We start from the raw sequence: 14,873 nt of genomic DNA, 5'->3' as shown, positions 1-14,873 counted from the left end.
CCGGCGCTGCCACCCCGGCTGTGCGCGTGGTGTCAGCTCACCGGCTTCGCTTGGTGGAGGTCCACTGTGCCCGAGTACCCGGGAAGAGTCACCGCCCTGTGCTCGTCGACTTTCCAGCCGAGCCCGTACGCCTTCACGTACAGCTGGTAGTTCTGGATCGCCGGGGAGCCCGCGAGCGCCTTGGTCAGCTTTCCCCGGTCACCTACGGCGGTGATCTTGTACGGGGGCGAGTAGACGCGGCCCTGGAGGATCAGGGTGTTGCCGACGCAGCGGACGGCGCTGGTGGAGATGAGCCGCTGGTCCATGACCCGGATGCCCTCGGCGCCGCCCTGCCACAGGGCGTTGACGACGGCCTGGAGGTCCTGCTGGTGGATGACCAGGTCGTTGGCCTGCGGCTCGGGGTAGCCGGGGGCTGCCTGGGCGTTCGGCGGGGCGTCGTTGAGGGTGACGGTGAGACCGGAGCCGGAGACCTCGGTGGTGCCCGCCGCGGCCTCCAGCGCGGCGAGTCTCGCGTCCTCCGCGCGCGTGGAGCCGTCGTCACGGGCGGCGAGGGAGTCGACCTGGGCGCGGAGGGCGGAGGTGGACTCGTCGAGGCCGGCGTTCTTGTGGCTGCGCTCCTCGATCAGGTCGGAGAGCCGCAGGAGCGAGGCGTCGGTGCGGATGTTGGTGCCCTTGGCGGTGTTGAAGCTCGTGACGAAGATCAGTCCGGCGAGGGCGAAAACGGCAAGGGTGAGCACCTGGACGGGGCGCCACCTCGCGGTGCGGCCAGGCCCTTCGGGAGTGCCGACGGAATTGCTCAACGTACCCTGATCCCCTTCGGTGCCGCGGAACCACTACGCTAACGGACGCCTGGGGGACGCAGTCGTCCTCCTTCGTCACATCCCGGCGCCAGCCACAGTTCCCTGCGCGGTCACGCAGCGCATCGACAGGAGAGTCCCTCGTGCCGAAGTCACGGATCCGCAAGAAGGCCGACTTCACGCCCCCGCCCGCGAAGCAGGCCACCTCGATCAAGCTGACCAACCGCAGCTGGGTGGCGCCGGTGATGCTCGCGCTGTTCGCCATCGGTCTGGTGTGGATCGTGGTCTTCTACGTCACCGACGGCTCGATGCCGATCGAGTCGATCCGGAACTGGAACATCGTGGTGGGCTTCGGCTTCATCGCGGCCGGCTTCGGTGTCTCCACGCAGTGGAAGTAGCGGCGAACAGCAGGGGTACGGCGGCCGTCTAGCGTCCGTACCGGCTGCCCGTCAAGCTCTCCCCTGAACTTATCCACAGCGTTGTGCACAGCACTGGATAACTTACGAAGATCTGTGGATAACTCGCACGAGGTTGACGCCGGTATGACCGGAATCACCCTCGCCGGAGACCATAATGCCCCTCGCCTCCCTGGAGAAACACCAGGTCAGAGGCGAGGGGCGCGGCCTTTCCCCACAGAATGGGGAGGCACCGCCACGCACTGTGGATAACTCTGGGGAAAGCTCACAGAGAAGCTCGTCCACAGCCCTGTGCGCTCAGGTGAGCGCCGCCGTGCGGGCCAGCACGATGCCCACGTCGAGCAGCAGCACCAGGGCCAGCGCCCCGTACTGCACCAGGTCCCGGCGGGCCCTCGGCGCGTGCACGAGCGCGTACGTCACCACGACGCCCGCGACCAGACCACCGACGTGGGCCTCCCAGGAGATCCCCGGTCGGGTGAATGTCATCAGCAGCGACAGGGCCACGAAGAGGACCACCGGCCGCATGTCCTGACGTCGCCGGCGGGCGAGCACCACCCAGGCGCCGATCAGGCCGTAGACGACGCCGGAGGCGCCGAGCGAGGGCTGGTTCTGCGCGGCGACGAGATAGGCCAGCACGGAGCCGGAGAGACCGGAGAGCAGGCACAGGGCCGCGTACCGGGCCCGGCCCAGCTCGGGCTCGACGATCCCGCCGATCACCCACAGGCCCAGCACGTTGAAGAGGATGTGCCAGACCTCCTGGTGGAGGACGGTCGAGGTCAGCAGCCGGTACCACTCGCCGTCGGCGACCCCGACGAGCTCGCCGAGCGCCGGGCTGTAGGCGTAGCCGATGAGCACGAGCTCGTCGACGAGCCGGTCACCGAACACCAGCACGGCCAGGTACACCGCGAGGTTGATCCCGATGAGGATCTTGGTGACCAGGCGGTCGTCCGCCGCGACCCGGCCGCCCGCGAGCGTCCGCGGCTGGTTGGCGTCCGGGGCGTGACCGGTCCCCGAACCCTGGCGTACGCAGTCGGGACACTGGAAGCCGACGGAGGCGGAGACCATGCACGCGGGGCAGATCGGCTTCTCGCAGCGCGTGCAGCGGATGCCGGTCTCCACCTCGGGGTGGCGGTAGCAGCGCGGCAGACCGGCGTGCGCGTTCTCGGAGGGTTTCGGTTCCATGAGAGGTGCCGTCCCTTCCGCCTCAGCGCTTCTCGATCACCACGGACTCGATGACCACGTCCTGCAGCGGTCGCTCGGTGTGCGGGTCGGTCGCGGTGGCCGCGATCGCGTCCACGACCTTCCGGCTCTCCTTGTCGACGACCTCGCCGAAGATGGTGTGCTTGCGGTTCAGCCAGGTAGCGGGGCCGACGGTGACGAAGAACTGCGAGCCGTTGGTGCCCGGGCCGGCGTTGGCCATGGCCAGCAGATAGGGACGGTCGAAGAAGAGCTCCGGGTGGAACTCGTCGGCGAACTCGTAGCCGGGCCCGCCCGTGCCGTTCCCCAGCGGGTCACCGGCCTGGATCATGAAGCCCTTGATGACCCGGTGGAAGACCGTGCCGTCGTACAGCGGGTCCGAGGAGACCGTGCCGGTCGCGGGGTGCGTCCACTCGCGCTCACCGCCGGCGAGCTCGACGAAGTTCCTGACCGTCTTCGGGGCGTGGAACGGCATCAGCCGCACCTCGATGTCACCCAGGCTGGTCTTGAGGATCGCGTACAGCTGCTCGGCCACGGTCGCCTTCCGTCCACGTCATGTCGCGTGATGCCCACGTCTGTCTCTGGCGTGTCCGATCCTCGCATGCCCCGGATGCCCACCCCACATGCCGTACCTGGCTCCGGGGGGCATGATTTCGAAAAGGATGGAAAGGCGAAAACCCGACATCGTCGCCACCGAGGAGGAGGAATCCCGTGACCCGCATGGAGAGCGTGCGCGCCGCGTCAGATTCGGCGAAGGAGAGCGTGCTGCACGCCGCGGAAGTGGTGGCGCCGTACGCCGGCACTGCAAAGGACCAGGCGGCGCACTACGCCCAAGAGGCGCGTGTGCTGATCGCGCCGAAGGTCTCGAAGGCCGCTCATCAGGCACGGGTGCAGGCTCGTGCGCAGTACGACTCGTATGTCGCACCGCATGTACCGCCGCGGGTCGACGCGGCCGCACAGCGTGCGGCGGTCAAGACCCGCTGGGCCTGCCGTCAGGCGGCCGACTACACCGTTCCTCGTGTCGAGCAGGCGGTCGCCGCGACCGGTCCCGTCCTTGAGGAGGCCGGGTCGCGTTCGACTGCCGCCTGGGCCGCGCTGCGCGGTCAGGTGACACCGAGGGAAATCCAGAAGATCGTGAGGAAGCACGAGCGCCGGGCACGGGCCGGACGCCTCGCCAAGGGCCTCTTGGTCCTGGGCGTTCTCGCCGGCGGCGCGTTCGCCGCCTGGAAGTGGTGGGACAAGCAGGCCAACCCCGACTGGCTGGTCGAGCCGCCCGCTGCCACCGAGGTGGAGGAGGAAGGTTCCGTAGTGACGTCCTACGACGAGGGTGGGGATGTCCTCGCCCCGGAGGTGGAGGCCAAGGAGTCCGAGGCCGAGGCCGAAGCCGCGGCCGCAGCCGAAGAGGCCGCCGAACGCGACGAGCGCCGCTGACCGACCGGGGTGCCGCCGGGTGCTGCCGAGGTCCTACCGGGTTCCACCAGGGCCCTGCCGCTGTCTGCCGGGGTCCTGGTTCCTGCGGGGTCCTGCCGAGTTCCGTCCACAGGGCTCCTGCCGGGTGCTGTTGCCGCAGGGGTCCTGCCGGGTTCCGCCGGGGTCCGGCTCGGCTCCGCGGAGGTCCTGCCGGGTCCTGCGGGTTGTGCCGGGCCGTACGAAGCGGAGTCGTACGAGGAGGTACGGATACGGGTACGGGTACGGGTGTGGGGAGTGCGCATCGTCGTCTCCCCGCGCCCTACGCCGCCGCGGCGAGCGCCAGCTCCGTCAGCGCGGCCGGCTCGTCGCTCTCGGCCACGGCGGTCACGCCTGCGGCGGAGCGGTTCCGGGTGGCGGGAGAGGAACCGTGGGCCTCGGCGGCGATGCGCTGCTTGATCGTGGGCGGCAGGGAGCGGTCCCCGGCGAGCGGCCACCGGTGAGCCCTCTGCGCCGGTACGGAGGCGAGCGCGGCCCGCTTCTCCCCGACGGCGGGTGCGGCCGTGGTGGGGCCGGCCGGCTCCTCCGGCTGCTGGACGGCGGGCTGCTTGGCCGCGGCGGCGGTGCTCGCCAGGCCGACGGAGGCGAGCAGGGCGAAGAGGACGGAGATGAAGGCGGTCCAGAACTGCTTGACCTTGGCGGTGGCCATGGCCCCTCACTTTCGTGACGTTCTCGAATGGTTCATTTCGGTTTGCGCGCTTTACGTACTTTCCTCATGATGTGGATGCGCTCCCGATTTCCACGGAACGTCGCCGCCGTCGCGCAGTTCTTCCGATGAACACCACCCGTCCGGAGCAATGGCCCCCGCACGACGGGAGCGTATGGCCGTCGGACTCGTCCGGGAGCAGTGCCCCGAATCGGGATCCAGGGCAAGGAAGCGTGAAGAACGGCTACCCGACGAAGCCGGTGACCGTGACATCCGCGGCCGACGAGACCGAGGCGCTCCCGGACGGGTCCTCCGCCCACGTCTGCCTGCGCATCGGCTCGGTCGCGTCGCACATCTTCACGTCCGAGACGGGAGCCAAGGACCTGGAGTACGCGGCGAAGATCCAGGTCGGCCGCGTCAGGGAGGTAGCGGCGGGCAAGAACCCCGACCGCCGACCCCGGGCCTTTCCGGCACCAGCACGCGAAGCACCCCCTGTGACCTGCGTTTCCGCAGTTCACAGGGGGTGCTTGTCGTGGAGCCTAGGGGAGTCGAACCCCTGACATCTGCCATGCAAAGACAGCGCTCTACCAACTGAGCTAAGGCCCCGGAACGAGAACAGCGTACCGGGTCACCCCCCATGCCCGGCAAAAGGATTGGGACTCCCGGTCGACGACCACTCTCCGTAAGATGCTGATCGAGGTTCGCAGTGGCGAACCTAGGGATGGGGAGAAGAAATGGACGCAGCGCAGCAGGAAGCCACGGCGCGAGCCAGAGAGCTTCAGCGCAGTTGGTACGGAGAGCCGCTGGGGGCGCTCTTCCGTCGGCTGATCGACGATCTCGGACTCAATCAGGCCAGGCTCGCGGCCGTGCTCGGATTGTCCGCGCCCATGCTGTCCCAGCTGATGAGCGGCCAGCGGGCCAAGATCGGGAACCCGGCCGTCGTCCAGCGCGTCCAGGCGCTCCAGGAGCTCGCCGTGCAGGTCGCCGACGGCACCGTCAGCGCCGCCGAGGCCACCGACCGGATGGACGAGGTCAAGAAGTCGCAGGGCGGCTCCGTCCTCACCAGCACCGGTCAGCCGGCCACCGGCTCGGGCGCCCCGACCGTCCGCCGGGTGGTCCGCGAGATCCAGTCGCTGCTGCGCTCCGTAGCCGCCGCGGGCGACATCATCGACGCCGCCGACTCCCTCGCCCCGGCCCACCCGGAACTGGCAGAGTTCCTCCGGGTGTACGGCGCGGGGCGCACCGCGGACGCGGTCGCGCACTACGAGTCGCACCAGAACTGACGCGGTCGGCCGTCGGCCGGCGTCGTCCACAGACGAGGCAACGGGGAGCGGACACAGCACGATGGGTGAGGTATTCGCTGGTCGGTACGAGCTGGTCGACCCGATCGGACGGGGCGGGGCGGGCGCCGTGTGGCGTGCCTGGGACCACCGGCGGCGCCGCTATGTGGCGGCCAAGGTGCTCCTGCAGAGCGACGCGCACACGCTGCTCCGCTTCGTCCGCGAGCAGGCGCTGCGGATCGACCATCCGCACGTCCTCGCCCCGGCCAGCTGGGCCGCCGACGACGACAAGGTCCTGTTCACCATGGACCTGGTCGCCGGCGGCTCTCTGGCGCACGTCATCGGCGACTACGGCCCGCTGCCGCCCCGGTTCGTCTGCATCCTGCTCGACCAGCTGCTCTCGGGCCTGGCCACGGTGCACGCCGAGGGGGTCGTGCACCGCGACATCAAGCCCGCGAACATCCTGATGGACGTCACCGGGACCGGACGGCCGCATCTGCGGCTGTCCGACTTCGGCATCTCCATGCGCAAGGGCGAGCCCCGTCTCACCGAGACCAACTACGTGGTGGGCACGCCCGGATACTTCGCGCCCGAGCAGCTCCTCGGCGCCGAACCCGACTTCACCGCCGACCTCTTCGCCGTCGGCCTGGTCGCCCTCTATCTGCTCCAGGGCCGCAAGCCGGACTCGCAGGCGCTGGTCGAGCACTTCCTCACGCACGGCACTCCCGGCGCCCCCGAGGGCGTCCCGGAGCCCTTGTGGCAGGTGCTCGCCGGTCTGCTGCAGCCCGATCCGCAGGCCCGTTTCCGGACGGCCACGGGCGCGCGCAAGGCCCTGACCGCCGCCGTCGACATGCTTCCCGAGCCGCGCCCGGACGAGGAGCGGGTCGAGATCTTCGACCAACTCGGGCCCCTGCCGTCCGGCTTCGGCCCCCAGGGCCCGACGGGCACCGCCGGGCCCACCGCACCCGCCGGCCCGGCCGTCGGAGCGGCCACGGCCGCCCAGGGCGCCCCTGTGAGCGCCTCCACGGCCGCCGCGCCCGGCGCCGTACCGACGCCCGCCGCCGCCCCCGTACCACCCCAGCAGCAGCCCCCACAGCCGCACTACCGGCCCCAGCACCCGGTCACCCCGGCCACGGCGCCGCTCGCCGCCCCGGCCGCGGCTCCCGCGCCGCTGCCCGGGCCCTCCGAGACGGGCAGCTTCCACCTGCCCCCGCCGGTCGGCCACCCGACCCCCTCCTTCGACCCGGCACCGATCTCGGCGATGCCGTACGGACAAGCCCCTACTCATCCGTACACCGCTCGCCCCGGTCAGGTTCCCGCGTGGCCCCCGGCCGCCGCGGGAGCCCCCGCGGCGCCGTCCGCCCCGGCCCCGGTACGCCGACCGGGACCGCCCCCGAAGGTGACGATCCCGGTCCTGCTGCTCGCGCTGGTCTGCTTCGCGGTGGGCTTCTGGGCCCTCGCCCAGACCTGAGCCGTCCGCTGACGGGCGAAGGGCCGGCCCCGCCCTACGCCGCCCGCCTCCGCGCCATCAGCGTCCACCCGCCGAGCCCGAGGAGCAGGACCGTCCCGCTGCCGATCCCGGCCGCCGCGACGACCCGCATGGAGTCGCTCCCCGACGCCTCCTGCGCGCCCGAGGTGCCCTTCTCGGCGGCCTTCTTGTCGTCGGCGGTCACGCTGAACTGCCCGGGATCCCCGTCGTACCCGGGCCCCGGCTCGGCGTTGCCCCGCAGCGAGACGCGCAGGGTCAGCGGCACCGTCCTGTTCCCGTACTCCTTGGCCATCGCCGGGTTGAGCGTGGCCGACAGGTAGTACCAGCCGGCGAAGCGCATCCCGCTGGTGGCCTCGTCGTAGGAGCCGCGGTTCTCGTGGGCCACCGGCCGCAGCGCGTCGAGCGCGAGCGTCGCGGGCTTGCCGCTGTAGCTGACGGTGTTCTCGTCGACGTGGCCGAGCGCGGGGTTCTCCAGGGAGAGGACCAGGGCGTGGCCGATGTACTCGTCGCCGGTGGCGCTGCTGCCGAGTTCGGCGGTGGCGAAGAGCTGCTGTCCCCAGTCGACGGGCACCCGGTAGAAGAGCGTCTGGCCGGGCAGGATGTCGGACCGCCACTCGCCCTGCGTCAGCGAGGTGGCGTCGTACACGCCGGAGCCTCCCCGGCGCGGCTGCGGGTCGCCCGCGGGCGGCCCGGGTGTGCCGGAGGCCCAGACCTCGGGGAGCTCGGTCGGTCCTGCCTTCTTCAGCACGGGCTCGGACGCGTAGCGGATCTCCAGCTCCCAGTCGTCCGTGCTCGCCTTCGACTCGCGCTCGACGAGGACGTAGTAGGCGCCGGCGCGCCGGCAGGTGGAGCTGTCGGCGTCGACGATGCGGCGGGCGTAGGCGGCGAGCGGCCGGGTGTACTCGCTGGAGGAGAAGTTCGCCTGCTGGTATCCGCATTCGGCGCCGGAGCCGTCCTGCATGCTCACCTTGAAGCCGTCGCCGTACTCGACCTTGCCGCCGGCCTTGGGCACCGCGACGACGGAGACGTACGCGTTCTGCTGATCGAGGTCGACCCGGTAGTAGACCTTGCCGTTCCTCTTGAGCGTGTCGCGGTAGGTCTGCCCGGTCCTCAGCTGCACGGCGTCCGAGCTCGAGGCGGCGCCCTGGACGCGCTGGGCCGAGCTGTCGAAGGTGTACGGCGGAATCGCGCCCCCGGTGGCTCCGGCTCCCGCGGCCGCACCCCCGGCGACCGCACCCCGGGCCGCCGCGGCCGCCGTCTGCCCGGGAAGCGCCACGACCGCTCCCACCGCCGCGACCGCCGTGATCAGGGCCCCCGCCCTCCGGCCGATGCCGGACTGCCTCTTCACGCGCTGCTCCTCTTCACTTAAGCAAGTCAAAAGTTTGCTCAGGCAAAGCGAAGCCCCGGCCCGCTCTCGCGCGGCCGGGGCTTCACCCACAGACGGTTTTCGTCTCAGACACCGGAACCTGCGGGCACGGAGTCGGTCGCCTCCGTCCACAGATCCTGCTCGGCGCGATCCGCCTGGATCTGGCGGTACACGAGGAGCCCGCCGATGGCGGCCAGTGCGACCAGGAGAAGCTTCTTCACCGCGCGACCTCGTCTTTCGTTGACGTAGGAGACTTCTGACGCCCACTCTACACATCGACCGATACCGATCGGTGACCTGTGCGAGGTTCAAACCTTCCAAGGCCCCCGGACAAACAAATCGACCCGGACGGAGGAACCGTCCGGGTCGATCAACACTGTGGGGCTAACAGGATTTGAACCTGTGGCCTCATCCTTATCAGGGATGCGCTCTAACCAACTGAGCTATAGCCCCGCCGCGCTCTGCGGTGTGTGTCCCGCGCGCTGACTCCTGAACATTAGCGCACAGGGGGGCCAGTCCCAAAATCGGTAACCGACCGGCCCCCTCGCAGGTCACTCGCCCGTCACTCGTCCTCGGCGAGCGTGAGCTCCACGCCGCCCACGAAGCCGGCCGACAGGTTGTAGACGAACGCGCCCAGCGTCGCCAGCGCGGTCATCAGGACCACGTCGATCACGGCGATCACCGAGGTGAACATCAGCACCCGCGGCAGCGACAGGAACGACTGCAGATCGAAGCCGTTGGACTCGTTCGAGCCCGTGGCCTCGCTGATCGTGCCGCCGACCGTCGAGAAGACGCCCATGGCGTCCATGACCATCCACAGCACAGCCGCCGCGACGATCGTGCAGATGCCCAGTGCGATGGAGAGCAGGAAGCTCACCTTCATCACCGACCACGGGTCGGCCTTGGCCACCCGCAGCCGCGCCTTGCGCGTACGGGGCGTCGTGCGGGCCCCCGTACGCGGCCGGCGCACGGCACCGGTCTGTCCGCCCGCCGTACCGCCCGGCGCCGGAGCACCGTACGCCTGCGGCGGGTGGTAGGGCCCGCCCGGCTGCTGCGCACCCGTGCGCTCGCCGGGCAGCGGCCCGTTGTAGGTCTCGTACGAGGGCTGCTGCCCCCGAGTGTCCGTCACCGCAACCCCCTGGGAGTCCGTGGCGGGGCCACGGGCGCCGTTCGCTCCAGCACCAGCAGAAGCTCCGGCAGCCGCCGATGCGGCGCCCGTGGCTCCACTCACGCTCTTACTCCTCGTGCTCCCCGGCCGAGGGCTCCGTGCCCTCGACTGCCTCGGTCTCGACCACGACGGTCTCGACCACCGCTGCCTCGGGCGCCTCCACGGCTCCCTCGGCGTCGACTGCCTCGTCGATGTCGTCGTCCTCGCTGCCGGCCTCGGCGTTCCGTGCGATGCCGACGACGGCATCACGCTTGCCCAGGTTGATCAGCTGAACGCCCATGGTGTCACGGCCGGTCTCCCTGACTTCGTTGACTCGCGTACGAATCACACCGCCGGACAGCGTGATGGCGAGGATCTCATCCGTCTCCTCGACCACCAGCGCGCCCACGAGCGAGCCGCGGTCCTCCACGATCTTGGCGGCCTTGATACCGAGGCCGCCACGGCCCTGGACGCGGTACTCGTCGACGGGGGTGCGCTTCGCGTACCCGCCGTCGGTCGCGGTGAAGACGAACGTACCGGGCCGGACGACATTCATCGAGAGCAGCTCGTCGTCGGCGCGGAAACTCATTCCCTTGACGCCCGAGGTGGCACGTCCCATCGGACGCAGCGCGTCGTCGGTGGCGGTGAAGCGGATCGACTGCGCCTTCTTGCTGATGAGCAGCAGATCGTCCTCGGCCGAGACCAGCTCGGCCCCGATCAGCTCGTCGGCGGTGCCTTCGGCGCCGTTGTCCGTCTCCCGGAGGTTGATCGCGATGACACCGCCGGAACGCGGCGAGTCGTAGTCCTTCAGCGCGGTCTTCTTGACCAGGCCGGCCTTGGTGGCGAGCACCAGGTACGGCGCGGCCTCGTAGTCGCGGATCGCCAGGATCTGGGCGATCTGCTCGTCCGGCTGGAAGGCCAGCAGGTTGGCCACGTGCTGGCCGCGGGCGTCCCGGCCGGCGTCGGGCAGCTCGTACGCCTTGACGCGGTAGACCCGGCCCTTGTTGGTGAAGAAGAGCAGCCAGTGGTGGGTGGTGGAGACGAAGAAGTGGTCGACGATGTCGTCCTGCTTCAGCTTCGTGCCCCGCACGCCCTTGCCGCCGCGCTTCTGCGAGCGGTAGTCCTCGGTCTTCGTCCGCTTCACGTAGCCACCGCGCGAGATGGTGACGACGATGTCCTCCTCGGCGATCAGGTCCTCGATGGACATGTCACCGTCGAAGGGCACGAGCTTGGACCTGCGGTCGTCGCCGAACTTCTCGACGAGCGCGGCCAGCTCCTCGCTGACGATCGCGCGCTGACGCTCGGGCGAGGCCAGGATCGCGTTGTACTCGTTGATCTTGGCCTGGAGTTCGTCGTGCTCGGCGACGATCTTCTGGCGCTCCAGGGCGGCGAGCCGGCGGAGCTGCATCTCCAGGATCGCGTTGGCCTGGATCTCGTCGATCTGGAGCAGGTCCATCAGGCCGCCGCGGGCGACCTCGACCGTGTCGCTGCGCCGGATGAGCGCGATGACCTCGTCGATCGCGTCGAGCGCCTTGAGCAGACCGCGCAGGATGTGGGCGCGCTCCTCGGCCTTGCGCAGCCGGAAGCGGGTCCGGCGCACGATGACCTCGATCTGGTGCGTCACCCAGTGGCGGATGAACGCGTCCAGCGAGAGGGTGCGCGGCACGCCGTCGACGAGCGCCAGCATGTTCGCGCCGAAGTTCGTCTGCAGATCGGTGTGCTTGTACAGGTTGTTGAGGACGACCTTGGCGACGGCGTCGCGCTTGAGCACGATGACGAGGCGCTGACCGGTCCGGGACGAGGTCTCGTCGCGGACGTCGGCGATGCCGCCGATCTTGCCGTCCTTGACCAGGTCGGCGATCTTCTGCGCGAGGTTGTCCGGGTTGGTCTGGTACGGGAGCTCCGTGACCACCAGGCACTGGCGGTTGTGGATCTCCTCGACCTCGACGACCGCGCGCATCGTGATCGAGCCACGGCCGGTGCGGTACGCCTCCTCGATGCCCTTGCGGCCGACGACGAGCGCGCCGGTGGGGAAGTCCGGGCCCTTGATCCGCTCGATCAGGGCGTCGAGGAGCTCCTCGTGGCTGGCGTCGGGGTGCTCCAGCGCCCACTGCGCACCGGCCGCGACCTCGCGGAGGTTGTGCGGCGGGATGTTGGTGGCCATACCGACGGCGATGCCGGCGCTGCCGTTGATCAGCAGGTTCGGGAAGCGGGACGGCAGGACCGTCGGCTCCTGGTTGCGGCCGTCGTAGTTGTCCTGGAAGTCGACGGTCTCCTCGTCGATGTCCCGGAGCATCTCCATCGACAGCGTCATGAGCTTGCACTCGGTGTAACGCATGGCGGCGGCCGGGTCGTTGCCCGGGGAGCCGAAGTTGCCGTTGGAGTCGACGAGCGGCATGCGCATCGACCAGGGCTGGGCGAGGCGGACGAGCGCGTCGTAGATCGAGGAGTCGCCGTGCGGGTGGTACGTACCCATGACGTCACCGACGACGCGGGCGCACTTGTAGAAGCCCTTCTCGGGCCGGTAGCCGCCGTCGTACATCGCGTACAGCACGCGACGGTGGACGGGCTTGAGGCCGTCCCGCACGTCGGGCAGCGCGCGGGACACGATGACGGACATCGCGTAGTCGAGGTACGAGCGCTGCATCTCGGTCTCGAGCCCGACGGGCTCGATCCGCAGCACGGGCTCTTCTTCGGTGGTCCCGGTCGGGGTGGTTTCGTCGGCCATTGCTGGTCGTCAGTCCTTTCGTACGGTCAGCTGAGACCGACTCAGATGTCGAGGAAGCGAACGTCCTTGGCGTTGCGCTGGATGAACGAGCGGCGTGCCTCGACGTCCTCGCCCATCAGCACCGAGAACAGGTCATCGGCCTGCGCGGCGTCGTCCAGGGTGACCTGGCCGAGTACGCGGTGCTCGACGTCCATGGTGGTGACGCGCAGCTCCTCGGCGTTCATCTCGCCGAGACCCTTGAAGCGCTGGATCGAGTCTTCCCTGATCCGCTTGCCGCTCTGCTTGCCCAGCTCGACGAGCGCGTCGCGCTCCCGGTCCGAGTAGGCGTACTCGAAGTCGTCCCGGCCCCACTTGATCTTGTAGAGCGGCGGACGGGAGAGGTAGACGTGACCGGCTTCGACCAGCGGCCGCATGAAGCGGAAGAGGAAGGTCAGCAGCAGGGTGTTGATGTGCTGACCGTCGACGTCGGCGTCCGCCATCAGGATGATCTTGTGATAGCGGAGCTTCTCGATGTCGAAGTCCTCGTGCACACCGGTGCCGAAGGCCGAGATGAGCGCCTGGACCTCGGTGTTCTGCAGGATCTTGTCGATCCGGGCCTTCTCGACGTTCAGGATCTTGCCGCGGATCGGCAGGATGGCCTGGTACATCGGGTTGCGGCCGGACTTGGCCGAGCCGCCGGCGGAGTCACCCTCGACGATGAAGATCTCGCACTTGGCCGGGTCGTTCGACTGGCAGTCGGACAGCTTGCCCGGCAGCGACGCCGACTCGAGCAGGCCCTTGCGACGGGTCAGGTCGCGCGCCTTGCGCGCGGCCACGCGCGCGGTGGCGGCCTGGATCGACTTGCGGATGATGTCCGCGGCCTCGAGCGGGTTGCGGTCGAGCCAGTCGTTGAGGTGCTCGTAGACCGCTCGCTGGACGAAGGTCTTGACCTCCGTGTTGCCCAGCTTGGTCTTGGTCTGGCCCTCGAACTGCGGCTCGCTCAGCTTGACCGAGATGATCGCGGTCAGACCCTCGCGGATGTCGTCGCCCGTGAGGTTGTCGTCCTTCTCGCGGAGCAGCTTCTTGTCGCGCGCGTACTTGTTGATCAGCGAGGTCAGCGCAGCGCGGAAGCCCTCCTCGTGCGTGCCGCCCTCGTGGGTGTGGATGATGTTGGCGAAGGAGTACACGCCCTCGCTGTAGCCGCTGTTCCACTGCATCGCGACCTCGAGGGACAGGGCCTTGTCCTTGTCCTCCGCCTCAAGGTCGATGACGGTGGGGTGGACCAGCTCGCCCTTGCGCGAGTTGAGGTACTTCACGAAGTCGACGATGCCGCCCTCGTAGTGGTACTTCACCGTGCGCGCGGCCGGCTCGGCGGCCGCCTCGGCGTCCGGGTCGTCGGCGCCGACGGTGGCCTTGGCGGACTCGCGCTCGTCGGTGAGCGTGATCGTCAGGCCCTTGTTGAGGAAGGCCATCTCCTGGAAGCGGCGCGAGAGCGTCTCGAAGGAGTACTCGGTCGTCTCGAAGATGTCCGGGTCGGCCCAGAACGTGACCGAGGTGCCGGTCTCGTCGGTCTCCTCGTGCTGCGCGAGGGGCGCGGTCGGGGCGCCCATCTTGTAGTCCTGCGTCCAGCGGTGGCCGTCCGTCTTGATCTCGACGGAGACCTTGGTGGACAGGGCGTTCACGACCGACACACCGACACCGTGCAGACCGCCGGAGACGGCGTAGCCGCCGCCTCCGAACTTTCCGCCCGCGTGGAGCACGGTCAGCACGACCTCGACAGCCGGCTTGCCCTCGGAGGCCACGATGCCCACGGGGATGCCACGGCCGTTGTCGACGACGCGCACGGCGCCGTCGGCCAGGATCGTCACGTCGATGGTGTCGGCGTGGCCGGCCAGGGCTTCGTCGACCGAGTTGTCGACGACCTCCTGCACCATGTGGTGCAGACCGCGCTCGCCGGTCGAGCCGATGTACATGCCAGGGCGCTTGCGCACCGCATCCAGGCCTTCGAGGACCTGGATGTTGCTGGCGGTGTACTGGTTGTTCTCGTTGGGGTCGCCGGAATCGGCCACGAAGCGCCCTTTCTGGCACAGCACAGGCCGTTCTCCGGGCATGCGGGAGCGGCTGCGTCGTTCGACTTGTTCCGCAGGGTGGCGGGATTGTCTCCCAGTCTACCGGTAGCGCCGACAGTCATGGGGGTTTGCCGGTGCCTGAGTCCGCATGTGCCGCCCTGAGCGGGAGCCAAACGACTCCCCATATCCGGACAGGGGCTTCAGAGCCCCCTGACGGCCACCCAGCGCTTCGAGCTGTGACGGCGAGTGGCACCGGCCGCGGGCCGTCGTTCCGCAGGGCGGAACAGGTGGG

General features: G+C 69.5%; 14 protein-coding genes and 2 tRNA genes. 5 read left to right on the top strand and 11 right to left on the bottom strand.

Annotated elements, in window-relative coordinates:
* Nucleotides 1–32: 32 nt before the first annotated feature.
* Complete coding sequence (locus tag ACIP8Z_RS21835; protein WP_402085764.1) at nucleotides 33–800, bottom strand: DUF881 domain-containing protein; 768 nt, start codon at nucleotides 798–800, stop codon at nucleotides 33–35.
* 140 nt (nucleotides 801–940) lie between these two features.
* On the opposite strand from ACIP8Z_RS21835, the gene crgA reads away from it, so the two are divergent.
* A complete protein-coding gene (gene crgA / locus ACIP8Z_RS21830) occupies nucleotides 941–1,195 on the top strand; it encodes a cell division protein CrgA (RefSeq protein ID WP_030321260.1) in 255 nt (84 codons plus the stop codon).
* Nucleotides 1,196–1,510: 315 nt separating this feature from the next.
* On the opposite strand, the gene ACIP8Z_RS21825 is transcribed toward crgA, so the two are convergent.
* Together ACIP8Z_RS21825 and ACIP8Z_RS21820 are read right to left on the bottom strand one after the other, a co-directional pair.
* Entirely contained in the window at nucleotides 1,511–2,395 is an 885-nt protein-coding gene (locus tag ACIP8Z_RS21825) for a rhomboid family intramembrane serine protease (protein WP_402085762.1), read from the bottom strand.
* Between the two features lie 22 nt (nucleotides 2,396–2,417).
* On the bottom strand, nucleotides 2,418–2,945 hold the full coding sequence (locus ACIP8Z_RS21820; RefSeq protein ID WP_319315398.1) for a peptidylprolyl isomerase: 528 nt from the start codon (nucleotides 2,943–2,945) through the stop codon (nucleotides 2,418–2,420).
* A gap of 176 nt (nucleotides 2,946–3,121) precedes the next feature.
* Here ACIP8Z_RS21820 and ACIP8Z_RS21815 point away from each other — a divergent pair, with 176 nt between their 5' ends.
* Nucleotides 3,122–3,841, top strand: coding sequence for a DUF5324 family protein (locus ACIP8Z_RS21815; protein WP_402085759.1), 720 nt, complete (start codon nucleotides 3,122–3,124; stop codon nucleotides 3,839–3,841).
* Between the two features lie 298 nt (nucleotides 3,842–4,139).
* On the opposite strand, the gene ACIP8Z_RS21810 is transcribed toward ACIP8Z_RS21815, so the two are convergent.
* Nucleotides 4,140–4,526: a DUF6344 domain-containing protein gene (locus ACIP8Z_RS21810; RefSeq protein ID WP_402085756.1), complete on the bottom strand. Its 387-nt coding sequence runs from the start codon at nucleotides 4,524–4,526 to the stop codon at nucleotides 4,140–4,142.
* A gap of 230 nt (nucleotides 4,527–4,756) precedes the next feature.
* On the opposite strand from ACIP8Z_RS21810, the gene ACIP8Z_RS21805 reads away from it, so the two are divergent.
* The gene (locus ACIP8Z_RS21805) at nucleotides 4,757–5,083 is read left to right on the top strand and encodes a hypothetical protein (RefSeq protein ID WP_402085753.1); all 327 of its coding nucleotides are present in this window, start codon (nucleotides 4,757–4,759) and stop codon (nucleotides 5,081–5,083) included.
* Here the strand turns inward: ACIP8Z_RS21805 and ACIP8Z_RS21800 are convergent.
* Nucleotides 5,057–5,129: transfer RNA gene (locus tag ACIP8Z_RS21800), tRNA-Ala, on the bottom strand. The genes ACIP8Z_RS21805 and ACIP8Z_RS21800 overlap by 27 nt on opposite strands.
* A gap of 128 nt (nucleotides 5,130–5,257) precedes the next feature.
* Between ACIP8Z_RS21800 and ACIP8Z_RS21795 the strand changes: the two genes are divergently transcribed.
* Nucleotides 5,258–5,806 carry a DNA-binding protein gene (locus tag ACIP8Z_RS21795; RefSeq protein WP_055601717.1) on the top strand — a complete coding sequence of 183 codons (549 nt, stop codon included), beginning with the start codon at nucleotides 5,258–5,260 and terminating at the stop codon, nucleotides 5,804–5,806.
* Between the two features lie 61 nt (nucleotides 5,807–5,867).
* The gene (locus tag ACIP8Z_RS21790; RefSeq protein ID WP_402085750.1) at nucleotides 5,868–7,274 is read left to right on the top strand and encodes a serine/threonine-protein kinase; all 1,407 of its coding nucleotides are present in this window, start codon (nucleotides 5,868–5,870) and stop codon (nucleotides 7,272–7,274) included.
* 34 nt (nucleotides 7,275–7,308) lie between these two features.
* Here ACIP8Z_RS21790 and ACIP8Z_RS21785 read toward each other — a convergent pair whose 3' ends face one another.
* From ACIP8Z_RS21785 to gyrB, 6 genes are all read right to left on the bottom strand, one after another.
* Entirely contained in the window at nucleotides 7,309–8,640 is a 1,332-nt protein-coding gene (locus ACIP8Z_RS21785) for a hypothetical protein (RefSeq protein WP_402085748.1), read from the bottom strand.
* A gap of 104 nt (nucleotides 8,641–8,744) precedes the next feature.
* The gene (locus ACIP8Z_RS21780; protein WP_003958712.1) at nucleotides 8,745–8,879 is read right to left on the bottom strand and encodes a DLW-39 family protein; all 135 of its coding nucleotides are present in this window, start codon (nucleotides 8,877–8,879) and stop codon (nucleotides 8,745–8,747) included.
* Nucleotides 8,880–9,037: 158 nt separating this feature from the next.
* Nucleotides 9,038–9,111 (bottom strand) — tRNA-Ile (locus tag ACIP8Z_RS21775).
* Between the two features lie 109 nt (nucleotides 9,112–9,220).
* Complete coding sequence (locus ACIP8Z_RS21770; RefSeq protein WP_319315383.1) at nucleotides 9,221–9,787, bottom strand: DUF3566 domain-containing protein; 567 nt, start codon at nucleotides 9,785–9,787, stop codon at nucleotides 9,221–9,223.
* 106 nt (nucleotides 9,788–9,893) lie between these two features.
* Nucleotides 9,894–12,533, bottom strand: a complete 2,640-nt coding sequence (gyrA, locus tag ACIP8Z_RS21765) for a DNA gyrase subunit A (protein WP_402085746.1) — start codon at nucleotides 12,531–12,533, stop codon at nucleotides 9,894–9,896.
* A 41-nt stretch (nucleotides 12,534–12,574) separates the two neighbouring features.
* A complete protein-coding gene (gene gyrB, locus ACIP8Z_RS21760; protein WP_402085743.1) occupies nucleotides 12,575–14,605 on the bottom strand; it encodes a DNA topoisomerase (ATP-hydrolyzing) subunit B in 2,031 nt (676 codons plus the stop codon).
* Nucleotides 14,606–14,873: the final 268 nt, after the last annotated feature.

The sequence above is a fragment of the Streptomyces sp. NPDC088553 genome (assembly GCF_044752965.1).
Lineage (GTDB): Bacteria > Actinomycetota > Actinomycetes > Streptomycetales > Streptomycetaceae > Streptomyces.
This window is presented reverse-complemented; position numbering and strand designations above follow the sequence as displayed.

Excerpts from the sequence above, each read along its gene's own strand:
- gyrA (WP_402085746.1), bottom strand. The coding sequence starts at position 12,533 with ATGGCCGACGAAACCACCCCGACCGGGACCACCGAAGAAGAGCCCGTG.
- ACIP8Z_RS21795 (WP_055601717.1), top strand. The coding sequence starts at position 5,258 with ATGGACGCAGCGCAGCAGGAAGCCACGGCGCGAGCCAGAGAGCTTCAG.
- ACIP8Z_RS21810 (WP_402085756.1), bottom strand. The coding sequence starts at position 4,526 with ATGGCCACCGCCAAGGTCAAGCAGTTCTGGACCGCCTTCATCTCCGTC.
- ACIP8Z_RS21825 (WP_402085762.1), bottom strand. The coding sequence starts at position 2,395 with ATGGAACCGAAACCCTCCGAGAACGCGCACGCCGGTCTGCCGCGCTGC.
- ACIP8Z_RS21790 (WP_402085750.1), top strand. The coding sequence starts at position 5,868 with ATGGGTGAGGTATTCGCTGGTCGGTACGAGCTGGTCGACCCGATCGGA.